Source organism: Pseudomonas sp. Lz4W (genome assembly GCF_000346225.2).
GTDB lineage: Bacteria > Pseudomonadota > Gammaproteobacteria > Pseudomonadales > Pseudomonadaceae > Aquipseudomonas > Aquipseudomonas paraversuta.
The window spans coordinates 1,219,765-1,235,894 of the sequence record NZ_CP017432.1; the positions used below are offsets into that span (position 1 = coordinate 1,219,765).

At 59.1% G+C, this 16,130-nt stretch carries 18 protein-coding genes; 15 read left to right on the top strand and 3 right to left on the bottom strand.

The features are described 5' to 3' along the window. The first annotated feature begins 4 nt into the window (after nt 1-4). The 13 genes from B195_RS05860 (at nt 5) to B195_RS05915 (ending at nt 10,781) form a co-directional block, all read left to right on the top strand. Nucleotides 5-1,318 (top strand): cobyrinate a,c-diamide synthase, encoded by a 1,314-nt coding sequence (locus B195_RS05860; protein ID WP_010655756.1) that lies wholly within the window; start codon nt 5-7, stop codon nt 1,316-1,318. Further along, nucleotides 1,315-1,965: a 5,6-dimethylbenzimidazole synthase gene (gene bluB / locus B195_RS05865; RefSeq protein WP_003442766.1), complete on the top strand. Its 651-nt coding sequence runs from the start codon at nt 1,315-1,317 to the stop codon at nt 1,963-1,965. The genes B195_RS05860 and bluB overlap by 4 nt, the downstream gene beginning before the upstream one ends. Next, nucleotides 1,962-2,870: an adenosylcobinamide-phosphate synthase CbiB gene (cbiB, locus tag B195_RS05870; RefSeq protein WP_003442764.1), complete on the top strand. Its 909-nt coding sequence runs from the start codon at nt 1,962-1,964 to the stop codon at nt 2,868-2,870. Before bluB ends, cbiB begins: the two co-directional genes overlap by 4 nt. Further along, nucleotides 2,863-3,855 carry a threonine-phosphate decarboxylase CobD gene (gene cobD / locus B195_RS05875; protein ID WP_003442763.1) on the top strand — a complete coding sequence of 331 codons (993 nt, stop codon included), beginning with the start codon at nt 2,863-2,865 and terminating at the stop codon, nt 3,853-3,855. Before cbiB ends, cobD begins: the two co-directional genes overlap by 8 nt. Beyond that, entirely contained in the window at nt 3,852-5,303 is a 1,452-nt protein-coding gene (locus B195_RS05880) for a cobyric acid synthase (RefSeq protein WP_003442761.1), read from the top strand. The genes cobD and B195_RS05880 overlap by 4 nt, the downstream gene beginning before the upstream one ends. A gap of 76 nt (nt 5,304-5,379) precedes the next feature. Continuing rightward, nucleotides 5,380-5,901, top strand: a complete 522-nt coding sequence (cobU, locus tag B195_RS05885) for a bifunctional adenosylcobinamide kinase/adenosylcobinamide-phosphate guanylyltransferase (protein ID WP_003442759.1) — start codon at nt 5,380-5,382, stop codon at nt 5,899-5,901. Beyond that, nucleotides 5,898-6,953, top strand: a complete 1,056-nt coding sequence (cobT, locus tag B195_RS05890) for a nicotinate-nucleotide--dimethylbenzimidazole phosphoribosyltransferase (RefSeq protein WP_003442757.1) — start codon at nt 5,898-5,900, stop codon at nt 6,951-6,953. The genes cobU and cobT overlap by 4 nt, the downstream gene beginning before the upstream one ends. Next, nucleotides 6,950-7,525: an alpha-ribazole phosphatase family protein gene (gene cobC / locus B195_RS05895; protein WP_003442755.1), complete on the top strand. Its 576-nt coding sequence runs from the start codon at nt 6,950-6,952 to the stop codon at nt 7,523-7,525. Before cobT ends, cobC begins: the two co-directional genes overlap by 4 nt. A gap of 2 nt (nt 7,526-7,527) precedes the next feature. Further along, on the top strand, nt 7,528-8,265 hold the full coding sequence (locus tag B195_RS05900) for an adenosylcobinamide-GDP ribazoletransferase (protein ID WP_003442754.1): 738 nt from the start codon (nt 7,528-7,530) through the stop codon (nt 8,263-8,265). Nucleotides 8,266-8,380: 115 nt separating this feature from the next. After that, on the top strand, nt 8,381-8,794 hold the full coding sequence (locus B195_RS05905) for a MarR family winged helix-turn-helix transcriptional regulator (RefSeq protein ID WP_003442752.1): 414 nt from the start codon (nt 8,381-8,383) through the stop codon (nt 8,792-8,794). 52 nt (nt 8,795-8,846) lie between these two features. Then, nucleotides 8,847-10,055 carry an MFS transporter gene (locus tag B195_RS05910; protein ID WP_003442750.1) on the top strand — a complete coding sequence of 403 codons (1,209 nt, stop codon included), beginning with the start codon at nt 8,847-8,849 and terminating at the stop codon, nt 10,053-10,055. Beyond that, complete coding sequence (locus B195_RS23160) at nt 10,052-10,174, top strand: hypothetical protein (protein ID WP_003442738.1); 123 nt, start codon at nt 10,052-10,054, stop codon at nt 10,172-10,174. The genes B195_RS05910 and B195_RS23160 overlap by 4 nt, the downstream gene beginning before the upstream one ends. A gap of 55 nt (nt 10,175-10,229) precedes the next feature. Continuing rightward, nucleotides 10,230-10,781, top strand: coding sequence for a glutathione peroxidase (locus tag B195_RS05915; protein ID WP_003442723.1), 552 nt, complete (start codon nt 10,230-10,232; stop codon nt 10,779-10,781). Between the two features lie 85 nt (nt 10,782-10,866). Here B195_RS05915 and B195_RS05920 read toward each other — a convergent pair whose 3' ends face one another. From B195_RS05920 to B195_RS05930, 3 genes are all read right to left on the bottom strand, one after another. Next, nucleotides 10,867-12,135, bottom strand: a complete 1,269-nt coding sequence (locus B195_RS05920; protein WP_003442715.1) for an OmpP1/FadL family transporter — start codon at nt 12,133-12,135, stop codon at nt 10,867-10,869. A gap of 146 nt (nt 12,136-12,281) precedes the next feature. Then, nucleotides 12,282-12,761, bottom strand: coding sequence for a hypothetical protein (locus B195_RS05925; RefSeq protein ID WP_003442713.1), 480 nt, complete (start codon nt 12,759-12,761; stop codon nt 12,282-12,284). A gap of 266 nt (nt 12,762-13,027) precedes the next feature. Beyond that, nucleotides 13,028-13,252: a hypothetical protein gene (locus tag B195_RS05930; RefSeq protein WP_003442709.1), complete on the bottom strand. Its 225-nt coding sequence runs from the start codon at nt 13,250-13,252 to the stop codon at nt 13,028-13,030. A gap of 971 nt (nt 13,253-14,223) precedes the next feature. Here B195_RS05930 and B195_RS05935 point away from each other — a divergent pair. After that, nucleotides 14,224-14,547 carry a hypothetical protein gene (locus B195_RS05935; protein WP_037001545.1) on the top strand — a complete coding sequence of 108 codons (324 nt, stop codon included), beginning with the start codon at nt 14,224-14,226 and terminating at the stop codon, nt 14,545-14,547. Nucleotides 14,548-14,720: 173 nt separating this feature from the next. Beyond that, nucleotides 14,721-16,085, top strand: coding sequence for a DNA recombination protein RmuC (gene rmuC / locus B195_RS05940; RefSeq protein WP_177412972.1), 1,365 nt, complete (start codon nt 14,721-14,723; stop codon nt 16,083-16,085). Nucleotides 16,086-16,130 lie beyond the last annotated feature (45 nt).

Here is a 16,130-nt window from a genome sequence, read left to right on the forward strand (position 1 = left end):
AAGCATGAGAGAGTCGCGTCATTGCCCGGCGGTATTGATCGCCGCACCGGCCTCGGGCCAGGGCAAGACCACCGTCACCGCCGCCCTGGCCCGATTGCATCGCAATCAAGGGCGCAAGGTGCGGGTATTCAAGTGTGGCCCGGATTTTCTCGATCCCATGATCCTCGAGCGCGCCAGCGGGGCGCCGGTGTATCAGGTGGATTTGTGGATGGTGGGCGCCGATGAAAGCCGCCGCCTGTTGTGGGAAGCCGCAGGTGAAGCGGACCTGATTCTGATTGAAGGGGTGATGGGCTTGTTCGACGGCACGCCGTCCAGCGCTGATCTGGCGCGTCATTTTGGCGTGCCGGTGTTGGGCGTGATTGATGGCACTGCCATGGCCCAGACCTTTGGTGCGCTGGCGTTGGGCCTGGCGCGGTATCAGCCGGACTTGCCGTTTGCCGGGGTGCTGGCCAACCGCGTCGGTACCGTGCGCCATGCGCAGTTGCTGGAGGGAAGCCTGACTGAAGGTCTGCGCTGGTATGGCGCGCTGTCCCGTGAAACCGCAATCGAACTGCCAAGCCGTCACCTGGGCCTGGTCCAGGCCAGCGAGTTGAATGATCTGGATGCACGCCTTGATGCGGCAGCCGCAGCCCTGGCCAGCACCTGTGAGGTAGCGCTGCCACCGGCGGTGGAGTTCGCTGCACCGCAGTTGGTACCTGCCGAGCCATTATTGGCCGGAGTGCGTATTGCCGTGGCCCGGGATGAAGCCTTCGCCTTCACCTATGGCGCGAGCCTGGCGCTGTTGCGGGACATGGGCGCCGAATTGCTGTTCTTCTCGCCGATTCACGATGCCCGCTTGCCCGAGGCTGACAGTCTGTATTTGCCGGGCGGTTATCCTGAACTGCATCACCTTGAGCTGTCGCGTAATACGCCGATGCTGCAGGCCATTCGCGCGCACCATGCTGCGGGCAAACCCTTGCTTGCGGAATGCGGTGGCATGCTCTATCTGCTGGATGCCCTGACCGACGTCGACGGCCAGCGTGCCGAGCTGGTGGGGCTGCTGGCCGGTGAAGCGACCATGCAAAAGCGCCTGGCGGCACTGGCGTTGCAGGCGGTCGAGATGCCCGAAGGGCTGCTGCGCGGTCACACCTACCATCACTCGTTGACCACTACTGAGCTTGAGCCCATTGCCCGGGGCCTGAGCCCCAATGGCGGGCGTGGTGCTGAAGCGGTGTATCGTGACGGGCGGATGACAGCGTCTTATGTGCACTTTTACTTTCCGTCCAATCCCCAGGCCATTGCTGCGTTGTTCGCGCCCTGTGCCGTGAAGGTGTCATGAGCGACAACGCATTCAGTCCTGACGAGCGAGCCGCTGTCTATCGCGCCATCGCCGAACGCCGCGACATGCGGCACTTCAGCGGTGGCACGGTGGCTCCTCAACTGTTATCACGGCTGCTTGAAGCCGCGCATCAGGCCCCCAGTGTGGGCCTGATGCAGCCGTGGCGGTTCATCCGCATCAGCGATCGCCAGTTGCGCAGCAAGGTGCAAGCCCTGGTGGAAGAAGAGCGGGTACGCACTGCTGAAGCGTTGGGTGAGCGCTCCGATGACTTCATGACCCTCAAAGTAGAGGGGATCAACGATTGCGCCGAAGTGTTGGTGGCTGCGTTGATGGATGACCGTGAGAAGCACATTTTCGGTCGCCGGACCTTGCCGGAGATGGACATGGCATCCTTGTCCTGTGCGATCCAGAACCTGTGGCTGGCCGCCCGGGTCGAGGGCTTGGGCATGGGCTGGGTGTCGCTGTTCGAACCCCGGGCGCTGGCAGAGCTGCTGGGTTTGCCTGCGGGCGCCAAGCCGTTGGCTGTACTGTGCCTGGGCCCGGTCGAGAGCTTTTATCCAGCACCTATGCTGATACTCGAAGGATGGGCCAAAGCGCGTCCCTTGAGTGAACTGGTCTATGAGAATTATTGGGGGGTGAGCCCATGAGTGTGGCGTTGCTGTGCGTCGCCGGAGTGGCACTGGACGCGCTGTTCGGTGAGCCCAAGCGCAGGCATCCACTGGTTGCGTTTGGCCGGATGGCTGAGCGTATCGAACAACGTTTCAATTCCGGTGGCCGGGGCTGGCGCAGCCATGGCGTGACAGCCTGGGTGCTGGCGGTTGTGCCATTTACGATCCTGGCCACAGCCTTGTCGTGGCTGCCTTACATCGGCTGGCTGGTGGACATTCTGGCGCTGTATTGCGCGCTGGGCATGCGCAGTCTGGGCGAGCATGTGCAGCCGGTGGCACAAGCCCTGCGCAGCAATGATCTGGACGAAGCCCGTACCCGGGTCGGCTACCTGGTCAGTCGCCAGACCAGCGAACTGGATGCGACTGAAGTGGCCCGCGCCGCCACTGAATCGGTACTGGAGAACGGCAGCGATGCAGTGTTCGCCGCCTTGTTCTGGTTTGCCGTGGCCGGTGCGCCGGGTGTAGTGCTCTATCGTTTGAGTAATACCCTGGATGCCATGTGGGGCTATCGCAACGAACGCTTCGAGCGTTTTGGCTGGGCGGCTGCGCGGATCGATGATGTGCTGAACTACATTCCTGCGCGTCTGGTTGCCTTGACCTACGCCGTACTGGGTAAAACCCGACTGGCCCTTAAGTGCTGGCGCAAACAGGCGCCGCAATGGGACAGCCCTAATGCGGGGCCGGTGATGGCGGCGGGCGCAGGTGCCCTGGAGGTCGAGTTGGGCGGCCCGGCGATTTACCACGGTGAACTGCACGAGCGCGGGCAATTGGGCGAAGGTGCGCCGGCGGATGCCGATTCGATCAATCGCGGCTGGCAGTTGGTGCAACGCGGGGTGTGGTTGTGGTTATTGATCCTGTGCGTGGGGAGTGAATTCTATGCTTGAGCACGGCGGACGTTTACGCCAGGCAGTCCTGCACTACGGCATTGCCGAGGCCGACTGGCTGGACCTGTCCAGTGGCCTGGCGCCCTGGCCATTCGCAATTCCCGAGATTGATCAGCGTGCCTGGGCGCGCTTGCCGGAAACCGACGACGGGCTTGAGCATGCGGCCTGTGCCTATTACGGCGCACCCAATGTGTTGCCGGTGCCGGGTTCGCAGTGCGCCATTCAGTTACTGCCGCGCCTGCGTCGGGGGGGCAAGGTCGGAGTGCTGTCGCCCTGTTATGCCGAGCACGCTGAGGCATGGCGGCGCAGCGGGCACATCGTGCGCGAAATCATGGAACAGGAAGTCGATTTCTACCTCGATACCCTGGATGTACTGGTGGTGGTTAACCCCAATAACCCCACAGGCTTGAGCCTGTCCGCCGAGCGCCTGCTGGAATGGCACGCCAGGCTGGCCCAGCGCGGAGGCTGGCTGGTGGTGGACGAGGCCTTTATGGACAACACGCCGGATTTGAGTCTGTCGGCCCAGAGCTGGCGTACCGGACTGATTGTGTTGCGCTCCTTCGGCAAGTTCTTTGGCCTGGCCGGCATACGCCTGGGCTTTGTTCTGGCGGAACTCAAATTGCTCAAATTGCTGGCCGAACAAGTCGGGCCATGGGCCGTCAGCGGGCCGACCCGGATTGTCGGTCAGTCCTGCCTGCTAGACACCGCAGCCCAGGCGCTGCAGCGCGAGCGCAGCGTACTGGCCAGCGGGCGTCTGGCGCGATTGCTTGGCGTACATGATTTGCCGCCCCAGGGCGGATGCGCGCTGTTTCAGTGGCTGATTACGCCCCATGCCGACCGTCTTTACGAATTCATGGCCCAGCGCGGCATTTTGCTGCGTCTGTTTGCCCATAACAGCAGCGTACGTTTCGGTCTGCCGGCCACCGAGGCTGACTGGTTGCGGCTGGAGCAGACGTTGCTGGCCTACACCAAGGAAGTTGCATGAGTACTTTGATGGTGCAGGGCACCACCTCCGATGCCGGTAAAAGTACCCTGGTCACGGCCTTGTGCCGCTGGCTGACCCGTGAGGGTGTGCGTGTGGTGCCGTTCAAGCCGCAGAACATGGCACTCAACAGTGCCGTAACCGCTGAGGGCGGCGAGATCGGCCGGGCTCAGGCAGTTCAGGCGCAGGCGGCCGGCCTGGCGCCGCACACGGATATGAATCCGGTGCTGCTCAAGCCCAACAGTGACACCGGCGCGCAAGTGATTATCCATGGTCGTGCGGTGACCAGCATGAACGCGGTGGCCTACCACGACTACAAGGCCATTGCCATGCAGGCGGTGCTGGCCTCGCATCGACGTTTGAGTGCCGAGTACCCGGTGGTGATGGTCGAGGGCGCGGGTTCGCCTGCCGAGATCAACCTGCGTGCCGGTGACATCGCCAACATGGGCTTTGCCGAAGCCGTGGATTGCCCGGTGATCCTGATCGCCGATATCAACCGCGGCGGCGTGTTCGCGCATCTGGTCGGCACTCTGGAGTTGCTCAGCGAAACCGAGCAGGCACGGGTCAAGGGCTTCATCATCAACCGTTTTCGTGGCGACATTGCCTTGCTCCAGCCCGGTCTTGACTGGCTCGAGCAGCGCACGGGCAAGCCGGTGATCGGGGTCTTGCCCTATGTGATGGATTTGCACCTCGAGGCCGAAGACGGCATTGATCAGCGTCAGACCGACAAGGCGGATCAAGTGCTCAGGGTGGTAGTGCCGGTGCTGCCGCGTATCAGTAACCACACCGACTTCGACCCGCTGCGTTTACACCCGCAGGTGGACTTGCAGTTTGTCGGGCCGGGCCAGCCCATCCCGGCTGCAGACTTGATCATTCTGCCGGGCTCCAAGAGCGTGCGCAGCGATCTGGCCTATTTGCGGGCCAATGGCTGGGACACTGCCATCAACCGTCACTTGCGCTATGGCGGCAAGTTGCTGGGGATTTGCGGCGGTTTACAGATGCTCGGCGAGCAGGTTCACGACCCGTTGGGCCTGGAAGGAACTGCGGGTTCAAGCGCGGGGCTGGGGTTGCTGGGATTCAGCACCGAGCTCGCCGCCGAGAAGCAGCTGCGCAATGTGCGCGGGCATCTGGCTCTGGAGAACGCTGAAGTCTGTGGTTACGAAATCCATGCGGGGGTGACTACCGGCGTGGCGCTGGAGCGGCCGGCGGTGCAACTGGAAGATGGCCGCTGTGACGGCGCGCAAAGCGCCGACGGGCAAATTTTCGGCACCTATTTGCATGGCTTGTTCGAGTCGCCTGCGGCCTGCAGTGCCTTGCTGCGCTGGGCCGGCTTGCAAGACGTGCAATCGGTGGATTACCACGCCCTGCGTGAGCGGGATATCGAACGCCTGGCGGACCTGGTGCAAAACCATCTGGATACCGGGCTGCTTCGTCAATTATGCGGGCTCTGATATCCCTGCGGGGGCCCGGCTTGCCTGCGTTAGCGTCAGTGGCCAGAGCGCCTTCTTCTGCTAGAGGTTCCAAAACATGCTGCAACTGATTCTGGGCGGAGCCCGCTCGGGGAAAAGTCGCCTGGCCGAGAAGCTCGCGGCCGGGTCCGGTCTGGCCGTCACCTATATTGCCACCAGCCAGCCGCTGGACGGTGAGATGAACGAGCGCGTGCGTCACCATCGTGAGCGCCGCCCCGGGCATTGGGCGCTGGTTGAAGAGCCGGTGGAGCTGGCCCGGGTACTGCGCGACAACGCCCGGGCAGATTCTTTTCTGCTGGTGGATTGCCTGACGCTATGGCTGACCAACCTGTTGCTGCTTGAAGATCCACAGCGCCTGAGCGCCGAGCGTGATGCGCTGCTGGAGTGCCTGGCTGAACTGCCGGGTGAAATCGTGTTGGTCAGCAACGAAACCGGAATGGGTGTCGTACCGCTGGGCGAATTGACTCGCCGCTATGTCGATGAAGCCGGTTGGTTGCATCAAGCCTTGGCCGAGCGCTGTCAGCGAGTAGTGCTGACGGTGGCGGGCCTGCCCCTGACGTTGAAAGGAACTGCACTATGAATACCCCGTGGTGGCTGACCCCGTGCAAGCCGGTTGATCATGCAATGTCGATGGCAGCGGCCGAGCGTCAGCAGCAATTGACCAAGCCGGCAGGTTCTTTGGGCCAGCTGGAAGCTTTGGCAGTGCAGCTGGCCGGGTTGCAGGGGCAGTTGAAACCCCGTGCCGATCAAATATGGGTTGCGATTTTTGCAGGTGATCACGGCGTGGTGGCGGAGGGTGTATCGGCTTATCCGCAAGCGGTGACCGGGCAAATGCTGCACAACTTTGTCAGCGGCGGCGCGGCAATCAGCGTGCTGGCCCGTCAGTTGGGCGCGCAACTGGATGTGGTGGATCTGGGCACTGTTACCCCGATGCTCAATCTGGCGGGGGTCCGGCATTTGCAGCTGGGGGCCGGCACGGCCAACTTTGCCACGGGCGCGGCGATGACCGACAGTCAGGGCTTGAAAGCTCTGCAGGCGGGTCGTGACAGCGTATTGCGTGCACTGGCAGCGGGCAGTGAGTTGTTTATCGGCGGTGAAATGGGTATCGGCAATACGGCGTCGGCCAGTGCCGTGGCCTGTGCGCTGCTCGATTGCCCGGCTGCGCATTTGACCGGGCCGGGTACCGGTCTGGATGCGGCGGGTGTGAGCCATAAAGCCCGGGTGATCGATCAGGCGCTGGCGTTTCACGACGGGCTGCTGGATGACCCGTTGCAGACTCTGTTTCGCTTGGGCGGCTTTGAAATTGCAGCCTTGGCCGGGGCCTATGTGGCGTGTGCGCAAGAAGGCCTGGTGGCGCTGGTCGATGGCTTTATTTGCACGGTTGCGGCCATGGTCGCCGTACGCTTGAATCCCGAATGCCGAGAGTGGCTGATCTTCGCCCATCGCGGCGCCGAGCAGGGGCATCGCCATGTGCTGGAAAGCCTGCAGGCACAACCGTTGCTCGACCTCGGCTTGCGCCTGGGCGAGGGCAGCGGTGCTGCGCTGGCGGTCCCCTTGGTGCGTCTTGCCTGCGACCTGCACGGGCAGATGGCAACCTTTGCCGAGGCCTCCGTGGCGGACCGCCCGGCATGAGTGTGCAGCTGGATCTGTTGCGCCATGGTGAAACCGAACTGGGCGGCGGTCTGCGTGGCAGTCTCGATGACGCGCTGACGGCCCTGGGCTGGGAGCAGATGCGGGAGGCGGTCAAAGGCCGCGGGCCGTGGGATCGTATTGTCAGCTCGCCATTGCAGCGTTGTGCCTTGTTCGCGCGGGAATTGAGCCAGCAGCTGGCGTTACCGGTGTCTTTCGACAAGGACCTGCAGGAGCTGCATTTTGGTGCATGGGAGGGCTGTAGTCCTGCCGCGCTGATGGAGACCGATGCCGAGGCGCTGGGCTTGTTCTGGACAGACCCCTACGGCTTTACTCCGCCGCAAGGCGAGCCAGTGCTGGCGTTCTCGGCGCGGGTGCTGTCAGCGGTCAGCCGTTTGCAGCAACAGTTTGCCGGCGAGCGGGTGCTGGTGGTGTGCCACGGCGGGGTGATGAAACTGCTGCTGGCCCGGGCCCGGGGTCTGCCCCGTGAGCATTTGTTGCAGGTGCAGGTGGTCAATGGTGCGCTGTTCGGCCTGCGTGTCACAGCGAGCGGCGTATTGAGCGAAGAGGGTTGAGCATGCTGCCATTCTGGATCGCTCTGCAGTTTTTAAGCAGTTTGCCGATTCGCCTGCCCGGCATGCCTGCGCCGCAGGAGCTGGGGCGTTCGCTGCTGTTCTATCCGCTGGTGGGTTTGTTGTTCGGCCTGTTGCTTTGGGGGCTCAATGGCTTGCTGGCCGGTGCACCGTTAATGCTGCACGGGGCCTTGCTGCTGACGGTGTGGGTGCTGCTCAGCGGCGGGCTGCACCTGGACGGTCTGGCTGACAGTGCAGATGCCTGGCTGGGCGGTTTTGGTGATCGCGAGCGCACCCTGAGTATCATGAAAGATCCGCGCAGCGGACCGATTGCCGTGGTCACCCTGGTGTTGCTGTTATTGCTCAAGTTTTGCGCGCTGCTGGCACTGATAGAGCAACAACAGACGGCGGTCTTGCTGATTGTGCCGTTGATCGGCCGCAGCGCTTTGCTGGGAGTGTTCCTTACCACGCCCTATGTTCGTGCCGGTGGCCTGGGGCAGGCGCTGGCTGATCACTTGCCACGCAAGGCGGGATGGCAGGTGCTGGGGCTCAGTGCTGTGGCGTGTGTGGTGATAGCCGGTTATGCAGGGTTGTACGCGCTGGTGCTGGCTGCGCTTGGGTTTGTTTGGCTGCGCAAGGTGATGCTGCGTCGTTTGGCCGGCACCACGGGTGATACCGCCGGCGCTTTGCTTGAATTGCTTGAGGTTTTGCTGTTGGTGGGGCTGGCGCTTATTCAAGTGTGACCCTGCTATGCGTCAGCCTGGATATCCTGAGAAGCTGTGTCGCTGGCAAACCGGCTCCCTCAAGGGTGTGTTTATAAATCTTGATTCTGTTTAATTGCGGGTATATACATACAAAATGTTACCGACCCAGTGTTTATGCACCAATCTGCGTCGCGCTTCCCGCGGCATCAGCAGGCATTACGACGGCGCTCTTGATGGCTTCGGGATCAACGTTGCCCAGTATTCCTTGTTGTGCAATCTCAAGCGTCTCGATCAGCCGAGTATTTCCACTCTGGCCGAAGCCATGGGGCTGGATCGCAGTACCTTGGGCCGTAATTTGCGGGTGCTCGAAGCTGCAGGCCTGGTGAAGCTGGCCGAGGGCGAAGACCATCGCAATCGACTGGTGTGTCTGACCAAGGCCGGTGAAGAGCGGCTCGAGGCTGCCCTGCCTGCCTGGGAGGCTGCACAACAGCGTCTGATTGATCGTTTGGGTGAAGACCGGCGTGAACAACTGTTGCAGCTGCTGGATGAGTTGGCGGGCGCGGACTGAGCGCCTGTTTCACGAATAAAAATGGGTATATACCCGCATTAGGAGAATAATAATGACATCGGTGTGGCGTACCAGCGGCTGGGTGCTTTTGGGCAGTGCATTGATTCTGGCGCTGTCCCTGGGGGTAAGGCATGGTTTCGGGCTGTTTCTGCCGCCCATGAGTGCGCAGTTTGGCTGGGGCCGTGAGGTTTTTGCGTTTGCCATCGCCCTGCAAAACCTGATCTGGGGCCTGGCACAACCGTTCACCGGTGCTCTGGCTGACCGTTTCGGTGCAGCCAGGGTGGTGATCATTGGGGGCATTTTGTATGCCGCCGGTTTGATTCTGATGGGCATGTCGGACTCATTGATGACCTTGTCACTGAGTGCGGGGTTGTTGATCGGTATCGGTCTGTCCGGTACTTCTTTTTCGGTGATTCTGGGGGTGGTGGGGCGCGCCTTGCCCCCGGAAAAACGCAGCATGGGCATGGGGATTGCCAGTGCGGCGGGGTCGTTCGGTCAGTTCGCCATGCTGCCAGGCACCCTGGGTTTGATCGGCTGGCTCGGCTGGTCGTCGGCTTTGCTGGTTCTGGGCTTGCTGGTGGCGCTGATCGTGCCCCTGGTGAGCATGCTCAAGGATCGCCCGCTGCCGAGTCTGGGTGGCGAGCAAACCCTCAAGGAAGCCCTGGGTGAGGCCTGCTCGTACTCCGGCTTCTGGTTGTTGTCCTTCGGTTTTTTTGTCTGCGGGTTTCAGGTGGTGTTTATCGGCATCCACCTGCCGGCCTATCTGGTAGATCAGCATCTGCCAGCGACCGTTGGTACGACTGTGCTGGCGCTGATTGGGCTGTTCAATATTTTCGGCACCTACACGGCGGGCTGGCTCGGCGGACGCATGTCCAAGCCGCGTTTGCTGACCGCCCTGTATCTGGCGCGAGCGGTAGTGATTGTGCTGTTTTTGTGGGCACCGGTGACGCAATTCAGTGCCTATCTGTTTGGTATGACCATGGGTTTCTTGTGGCTGTCGACGGTGCCGTTGACCAATGGCACGGTCGCCACTCTGTTTGGTGTGCGTAACCTGTCAATGCTGGGAGGCATCGTGTTCCTGTTCCATCAGTTGGGCGCGTTCCTTGGCGGCTGGCTGGGCGGTGTGGTCTATGATCGAACCGGTAGTTACGATCTGATCTGGCAGGTCTCGATATTCTTGAGTCTATTGGCTGCAGCCTTGAACTGGCCGGTGCGTGAGCGTCCTGTTGCCCGTTTGCAGGCGCAGGGGAGTATGGCGTGAGCTCGATGTGGTTGTGGGTCGCGGGCCTGGGCGGCGGTTCATTGCTGCTGGCTCTGGCGTGGTGGGGCTGGCATCAAGGCGGGCTGGCGCTGATGCAGTTGGGCATGGGTGCTTGCTAGTATGTTGTCGGGGCGAGTAAGTTCAGGGTCTGCCTCTATTTAAAGGACTTTCATAATGCTCAAGCGCTGGATTGCGATGCCCGTACTGTTATTGGCGTGCGCCGGTTCGGTATGGGCGACAGATTGCCCACCGTTACTGGAGGGCTCGTTGCCCAAGTTGCGGGCCAAGGAGTCTATCGATCTGTGCCAGCGTTTTGCCGGTAAACCGCTGTTGATCGTCAATACCGCGAGCTTTTGTGGCTTTGCTCCACAGTTCAAAGGGCTTGAGGCGTTGAATCAGCGCTTTAAGGGGCAAGGGCTGGAGTTGATAGGGGTGCCGTCCGATGACTTTAAACAAGAAGCCAAGAGTGGCGAGGAAACAGCCAAGGTCTGCTACGTTAATTACGGCGTCACGTTCACCATGATTGATCCGCAACATGTACGTGGCCCTGACGCCGCACACATGTTTAAAGTGCTGGCTGAACAGAGCAGTGCTCCGAAGTGGAATTTCTATAAATACGTTGTTGATCGCAAAGGTAACGTAGTTGCCAACTTTTCGAGTCTGACCAAACCCGACAGTCCCGAGTTGATTGACGCGATAGAAAAAGCCATTGCTTCAAAACCCTGACTTCCGTTCATTAAAAATCCCCGCCTCGGTAACGAGAGCGGGGATTTTTTAATTCAGTTGGCGAGGGGTCAAGTCTCCCGCTGAATTAGAACTTGTAGGTTGCACCTACACCAAACCCGTTTGCACTGTTGTGGTAAGAGGATTTGTAGTTGCCTTTGGCTGGCAGGTTGACGCTAACCGACTCTTCCTTGAGGTAGGAATAAGCGGCATCAATAGTCAGATCATCAGTTGGGCTCCAGCCGACGCCAAAGCTGATTGCTTTACGGTCGCCAGTCGGGATGCGAACCGAACGGTCAGTATTGTTGGTAGGTGACTGATCAACCGACAAGCCGGTACGCAGTGTCCATTGCTTGTTGATCTTATAGGCAGCACCAATGGCCGAAGCCCAGGTGTCATGCCAGTTCTGATCTTCTTTAATGGTCCCGATCGGGCCGGCACTGCCGCCTAGCGCAGGTGGAACACCATTGTTTTCAACGGTGATGTCTTTCAGGCGGCTCCAGCGAGTCCAGGTACTACCTGCATAGATGGTCCACTGGTCATTCAGCTCATGGGTAACCGAGAAGTCAACAGATTCGGGCGTAGTGATATCCAGGCCGGCATCGTATTTAGTGCCATTGAAAGGCCCGAAACCTATGCCCGAGATTTTGGTGTTTCCATCCAGGCTGTATTTGACTTTAGAGTGATAAGTCAGACCCAGGCGCGTCCTGTCAGTGGCCTGAACCAGGATGCCGGCGTTGAAACCAAGTGCAGTATCGTCACCCTTGATTTTAACTTCACCGTCGCTGGCGGGGCCGCGTGGACCAGGCGTAGCGGAAGTCAGGGTGCCGTCAATGCGGTTGATGGTAGGACCAAAACCGATCGAAACTACATCGTTGAAGGCGTAGCTGACAGTAGGCTGGAAGGTAATAACCTGAACCTTGCTCTCTTTACCAGCATAGCGACCGGCAAAGCTGCTTTCGTAGTCAGTGACCAGGCCGAAAGGAGCATACAGGCCTACACCAAATGCCCAGTGCTCATCAATTGGCTTCACGTAGAAGCCCATTGGCACGGCGGTGAAAGGAACCATGTCGCCTTTGTTGGTGCCGCCTGGAGCGCCGCCACTTGCGTGCTTGATATCGGTGCTTGCGTCGATGGCAGCAACACCACCGGTAACTTGTTCGCGCTTGATGCGGGACATGCCTGCCGGGTTGCCGAAAACGGTGCTCGCATCTTCAGCAGAAGACGAACGCCCTGCGAAGCCGGTCCCCATACCGCTAATGCTTTGTTCGTTGAGGGCGAAGCCACTTGCGAAAATATGGCTGGAAGCCAAAGTGACGGCGAGGCTAAGTGTGGTCTTGAGCATTACTTTTTTCATTATTAGAACTCCTTTTGATCACCGGACGAAAACTACCAACATTTTTGTTTAAGCGCTATAGGCTAAATCGCAGAAGTTAGCGTTGTTTTGTAGGACAATCCGACCGGTTTCCGATCATTTAAATATTATTGTAGGTGGGTGAAATCTCAGGCGACATGGCCAAGAGGAGAAACAAAGTTGTTCCATGCGTGAGTGAAATCACGCAAACGTCCTTGTGGTTCAAAGGCTTGGCGCCAAACTCTGGCCATACCGAGCAGGTCATCTGCAGCGGGTATGGTTAGTTGCTGCTGTTCTATCAGCAACCACGCTATGGCCGTTGCGTAACGTAAATTAACCGTGAGTTCCAAATGCGGGCTGCACAAGAATGCATGCTGACTGGCCAGTCCGCGAACCAGGCTCGCTAGTTCGGGGTCTTGCGCCAGGTACTGATCCCACAAGGCGGCGTGACGGGGTTCGCGAATGCAGTACAGGCCATGGCCGCGCCGATCATGCAGGGCTGAGCCCAAACTTGACTGGCTGGCTGCAATACCCAGCAACAATGCTTCTGCATCCGGGTTGTTCTGGCCCAGATACATCAGCGTTGGCCGAATTACATAAAGGCTCAACTCCCTGGCAGCGATACCCATATCGTCCTCGACGCCTGAAAATGGCCGGCGGTCCCAAGAGCTTGGCAGCAGTGGGTCGTAAGGGATCGCCGGAAGCGGATTATGCCGCTTGAGTTGAAGTGTAGTCTCATATCTTTGTTCTAAAGTTCTGTTTTTAAAACATTTATAGCTTCGAGTTGTTAGCTATATATCCGCAAGTAATTAAACGATGCCGGATATTTCTTAAATTTTTAGCAACAAAAAGCCCTGCGGATCAGGCAGGGCTTGTTGGGTTACCGCTTATCAGATCAGGCAATAAGTGCCTGACGAGTACGCTCGATCACAGCTTGCAGAGGTGCTGCGCTGGAATATTGATCGGGGTACAGGCGTTCGCTGTGACGAGCGATGCCGTGTTCGTTGACCAGGGTGAAGCTGAAGCATCCTTTGCGAGCGGCCATAATCAGGCAGTTCATTGGAGCAAAGGCGTTGGTTAGGGTGCGAATGGCATCCTGAGTATGGATTTGAGTAGACATAGTTATTAGGTGTTCCTACAAATGACACGGATTAGAACCGTGCAACGTTAAAACGTTCCAGTGACGTCGAGCCATCTTTGGCTGGACGAAGAACCTGACTGGAACAAAGCCGCCAGTTGGAGCGCATTAAGTATGTGGCGCTTGGGCTGGCAGGTAGGTACTTAGGAGGGCAGGCAATCACAACAGGAGCTAAGGTTCCGTGCTCCGGGTGAAGATCCTGATCAATTTGCAGGCTGGTTCGGTCAGAGTAAGAGCTTCGCGATACCCTTTGCTTTTCAAAGGCAGTATCGTCGCAAGATTTACCTGGAAACCATCGAGGGGGTCGATCCCGTTTTATCAGCGTGTCTTCAATTTATTGAAGAGTGCTTGAGGGATTTGTTCGGCCCGAATTGACTTTCAGCTTGGTACTAACGCTGCGGATACTAACGGGTTGAAAAATTAAACGCAAGTGTGCTAGCGAAAAATACCTCATAAAGCCCTTGGGTATGGGCTTGTCGCGGCTGCCGATGGGCGCTTTTAGCCCATTTTTACCGGTGAGCCAGCCCCGTCCGGCAAGCAATGGCCGCTTGAACCTGCGTTGGAGGCTGCTCATTACCAGTGCGCAGGCCTACAGGTTCTGCCCTGCATTTGTCCTGTTTACTGGGGTGAGTGTGAACTTGTGCACATTTAAGGTGCTGCGTACAAAATGCCGGCAGGGGCTGGATTTGCCCCGCTCATAGCCTGTTCGCCAAATTTAAGTCAATGAAAAACATCGTTTTTTTTAATTGGTGAAAAAATCGTCAGTTTGACCTGAGGCCCCGTAGGGTGGGCGTTTGCGGCGGTTAAATGCAGGTTGTCCACTGACTTATCCACAGGATCTGTGGATTGTCCCGTGGGCTTGCTCTAGATCGCGGGTGTAGTACTTTTTCGACTTTACCCAAACGAAAAAAGGAGTAGAGTTGCGCGCCTTCTGTTCTGCCCTACAGTGTCATATGAAGTTTCGCACAGCTGCTTCCTCCGTTACCCGTCCTGCTACTCCAGCAGAAGCCCCAAAACGCTTTTCTCTGCGGGTGGCAATCTGGTTACTGGATAATCCTCGATTGGGCACTAACCCCAGCGTCAAGCACGTTGCCGGGCATTTGCTGAAACAACCCGCGCGACAAGGCGTAGTACTGGCCCAGAGTCGTCTGGGGCAATTGATGTGCCGTGATTGCGGGAGTGCCCGGGATCAACGAATCGGTCATGAACTCTTGCGCCAGGCAGCCCGTGCCGGTGACCGCGCCGCACAACAGGAACTGAGCAAAACCGAAGACTGAGCTGTCTTCAGGCCTGTTGCTTGGTTAACCTTGCTCTTTTATCTCGTGCGGAGGGGGCTATGGCCCTGGACTTGAGCAGCATTTTGCTGGGCCTGGCGTTGGCAGGTGTGCCGCTGCTGGCAGTTTTATGGCAGGTGCAGCGTCGCGCCAGTAGCCTTGATGCAGAGCTGGCGATGTTCAGCGAGCGCCTGAGTACGGCGCAGTTGGCCCAGGAAGGCCTGAGCGCCCAACTGGATGCCAGTCGCGATGAAATCAGTGATCTGGGCCAGGCCAATGCGGCCAAGCAGGCAGAGCTCGCGGCATTGCGGCGAGAGGTCGAGTTGTTGCAGCTGGAGCGTGACAATACCCGCGATGCAGCCCATGCCTGGAGCCTGGAGCGCAGCCAGAAAGAAACCGAGTTAAGGCGTCTGGACGCGCATGGGGCCGCCCTGGCCGCTGAACTGCGGGAGCAGCAAGACAGCCATCAACAACGATTGAACGATCTGCAAGGCTCCCGTGATGAGTTGCGGGCTCAATTTGCGGAACTGGCCGGCAAGATTTTCGATGAGCGCGAGCAGCGTTTCGCCGACACCAGCAGTGAACGCCTGGGGCAGTTGCTCGACCCCCTCAAAGAGCGCATCCAGTCGTTTGAAAAGCGGGTCGAAGAAAGCTATCAGCAAGAAGCCCGGGAACGATTTTCCTTGGGTAAAGAGCTGGAGCGTCTGCAGCAGCTCAACCTGCGCCTGAGTGATGAAGCCACCAACCTGACCCGGGCCCTGAAAGGTCAGAAAACCCAGGGCAACTGGGGGGAGCTGATTCTGGAACGGGTGCTTGAACATGCCGGGCTTGAGAAAGGCCGCGAGTACCAGACCCAGGTCAGCCTCAAGGGACCGGACGGCGAGCGTTTTCAGCCCGATGTCCTGATCATGCTGCCGGGTGACAAGCAGGTGGTGGTCGACTCCAAGGTCAGCCTCACGGCGTATCAGCAATATGTAGGGGCAGATGACGAGGTCATCGGCCAGGCGGCACTCAAACAGCATGTACTGTCGTTGCGCAATCATGTGAAGGGGCTGGCCGGTAAGGACTACAAGCGACTCGAGGGGCTGCACAGTCTGGACTTCGTGTTGCTGTTTGTACCGATCGAAGCGGCCTTTTCCGCCGCGTTGCAAGCCGAGCCCAATCTGTTTCAGGAAGCATTCGATCGCAATATCGTGATTGTCAGCCCGACCACCTTGCTCGCGACCTTGCGGGTCATTGACAGCCTGTGGAAGCAGGAGCGGCAAAGTCAGAACGCGCGGGAAATTGCCGAGCGGGCAGGCTGGCTATATGACAAATTCGTGCTGTTTATTCAGGATCTGGATGAGGTCGGCAATCGACTGCAGCAACTGGATAAAGCCTATGCCGCCGCGCGTAACAAGCTGACAGAAGGTCGGGGCAACCTCGTCAGTCGCAGCGAACAGCTCAAACTGCTGGGCGCAAGGGCCAGTAAAAGCCTGCCGGCAGACCTGCTGGAACGGGCGATGACCGATGTGGATGGCGTGGCGCACCCAGCTGAGTGAGCGGGGATGGTATCTCTGTAGTCGCTGCCTGGGCCCCGTTGCAAA

What these genes read in the sequence shown, in the direction of transcription:
- B195_RS05915 (WP_003442723.1), top strand. Translation starts at nt 10,230, where the DNA reads ATGCTCAAGCGCTGGATTGCGATGCCCGTACTGTTATTGGCGTGCGCC.
- B195_RS05905 (WP_003442752.1), top strand. Translation starts at nt 8,381, where the DNA reads ATGTTACCGACCCAGTGTTTATGCACCAATCTGCGTCGCGCTTCCCGC.
- B195_RS05920 (WP_003442715.1), bottom strand. Translation starts at nt 12,135, where the DNA reads ATGAAAAAAGTAATGCTCAAGACCACACTTAGCCTCGCCGTCACTTTG.
- B195_RS05860 (WP_010655756.1), top strand. Translation starts at nt 5, where the DNA reads ATGAGAGAGTCGCGTCATTGCCCGGCGGTATTGATCGCCGCACCGGCC.
- bluB (WP_003442766.1), top strand. Translation starts at nt 1,315, where the DNA reads ATGAGCGACAACGCATTCAGTCCTGACGAGCGAGCCGCTGTCTATCGC.
- cobD (WP_003442763.1), top strand. Translation starts at nt 2,863, where the DNA reads ATGCTTGAGCACGGCGGACGTTTACGCCAGGCAGTCCTGCACTACGGC.
- B195_RS05900 (WP_003442754.1), top strand. Translation starts at nt 7,528, where the DNA reads ATGCTGCCATTCTGGATCGCTCTGCAGTTTTTAAGCAGTTTGCCGATT.
- B195_RS05880 (WP_003442761.1), top strand. Translation starts at nt 3,852, where the DNA reads ATGAGTACTTTGATGGTGCAGGGCACCACCTCCGATGCCGGTAAAAGT.
- cobT (WP_003442757.1), top strand. Translation starts at nt 5,898, where the DNA reads ATGAATACCCCGTGGTGGCTGACCCCGTGCAAGCCGGTTGATCATGCA.
- cobU (WP_003442759.1), top strand. Translation starts at nt 5,380, where the DNA reads ATGCTGCAACTGATTCTGGGCGGAGCCCGCTCGGGGAAAAGTCGCCTG.
- B195_RS05930 (WP_003442709.1), bottom strand. Translation starts at nt 13,252, where the DNA reads ATGTCTACTCAAATCCATACTCAGGATGCCATTCGCACCCTAACCAAC.
- B195_RS05925 (WP_003442713.1), bottom strand. Translation starts at nt 12,761, where the DNA reads ATGGGTATCGCTGCCAGGGAGTTGAGCCTTTATGTAATTCGGCCAACG.
- cobC (WP_003442755.1), top strand. Translation starts at nt 6,950, where the DNA reads ATGAGTGTGCAGCTGGATCTGTTGCGCCATGGTGAAACCGAACTGGGC.
- B195_RS05910 (WP_003442750.1), top strand. Translation starts at nt 8,847, where the DNA reads ATGACATCGGTGTGGCGTACCAGCGGCTGGGTGCTTTTGGGCAGTGCA.
- cbiB (WP_003442764.1), top strand. Translation starts at nt 1,962, where the DNA reads ATGAGTGTGGCGTTGCTGTGCGTCGCCGGAGTGGCACTGGACGCGCTG.
- rmuC (WP_177412972.1), top strand. Translation starts at nt 14,721, where the DNA reads ATGTTCAGCGAGCGCCTGAGTACGGCGCAGTTGGCCCAGGAAGGCCTG.
- B195_RS05935 (WP_037001545.1), top strand. Translation starts at nt 14,224, where the DNA reads ATGAAGTTTCGCACAGCTGCTTCCTCCGTTACCCGTCCTGCTACTCCA.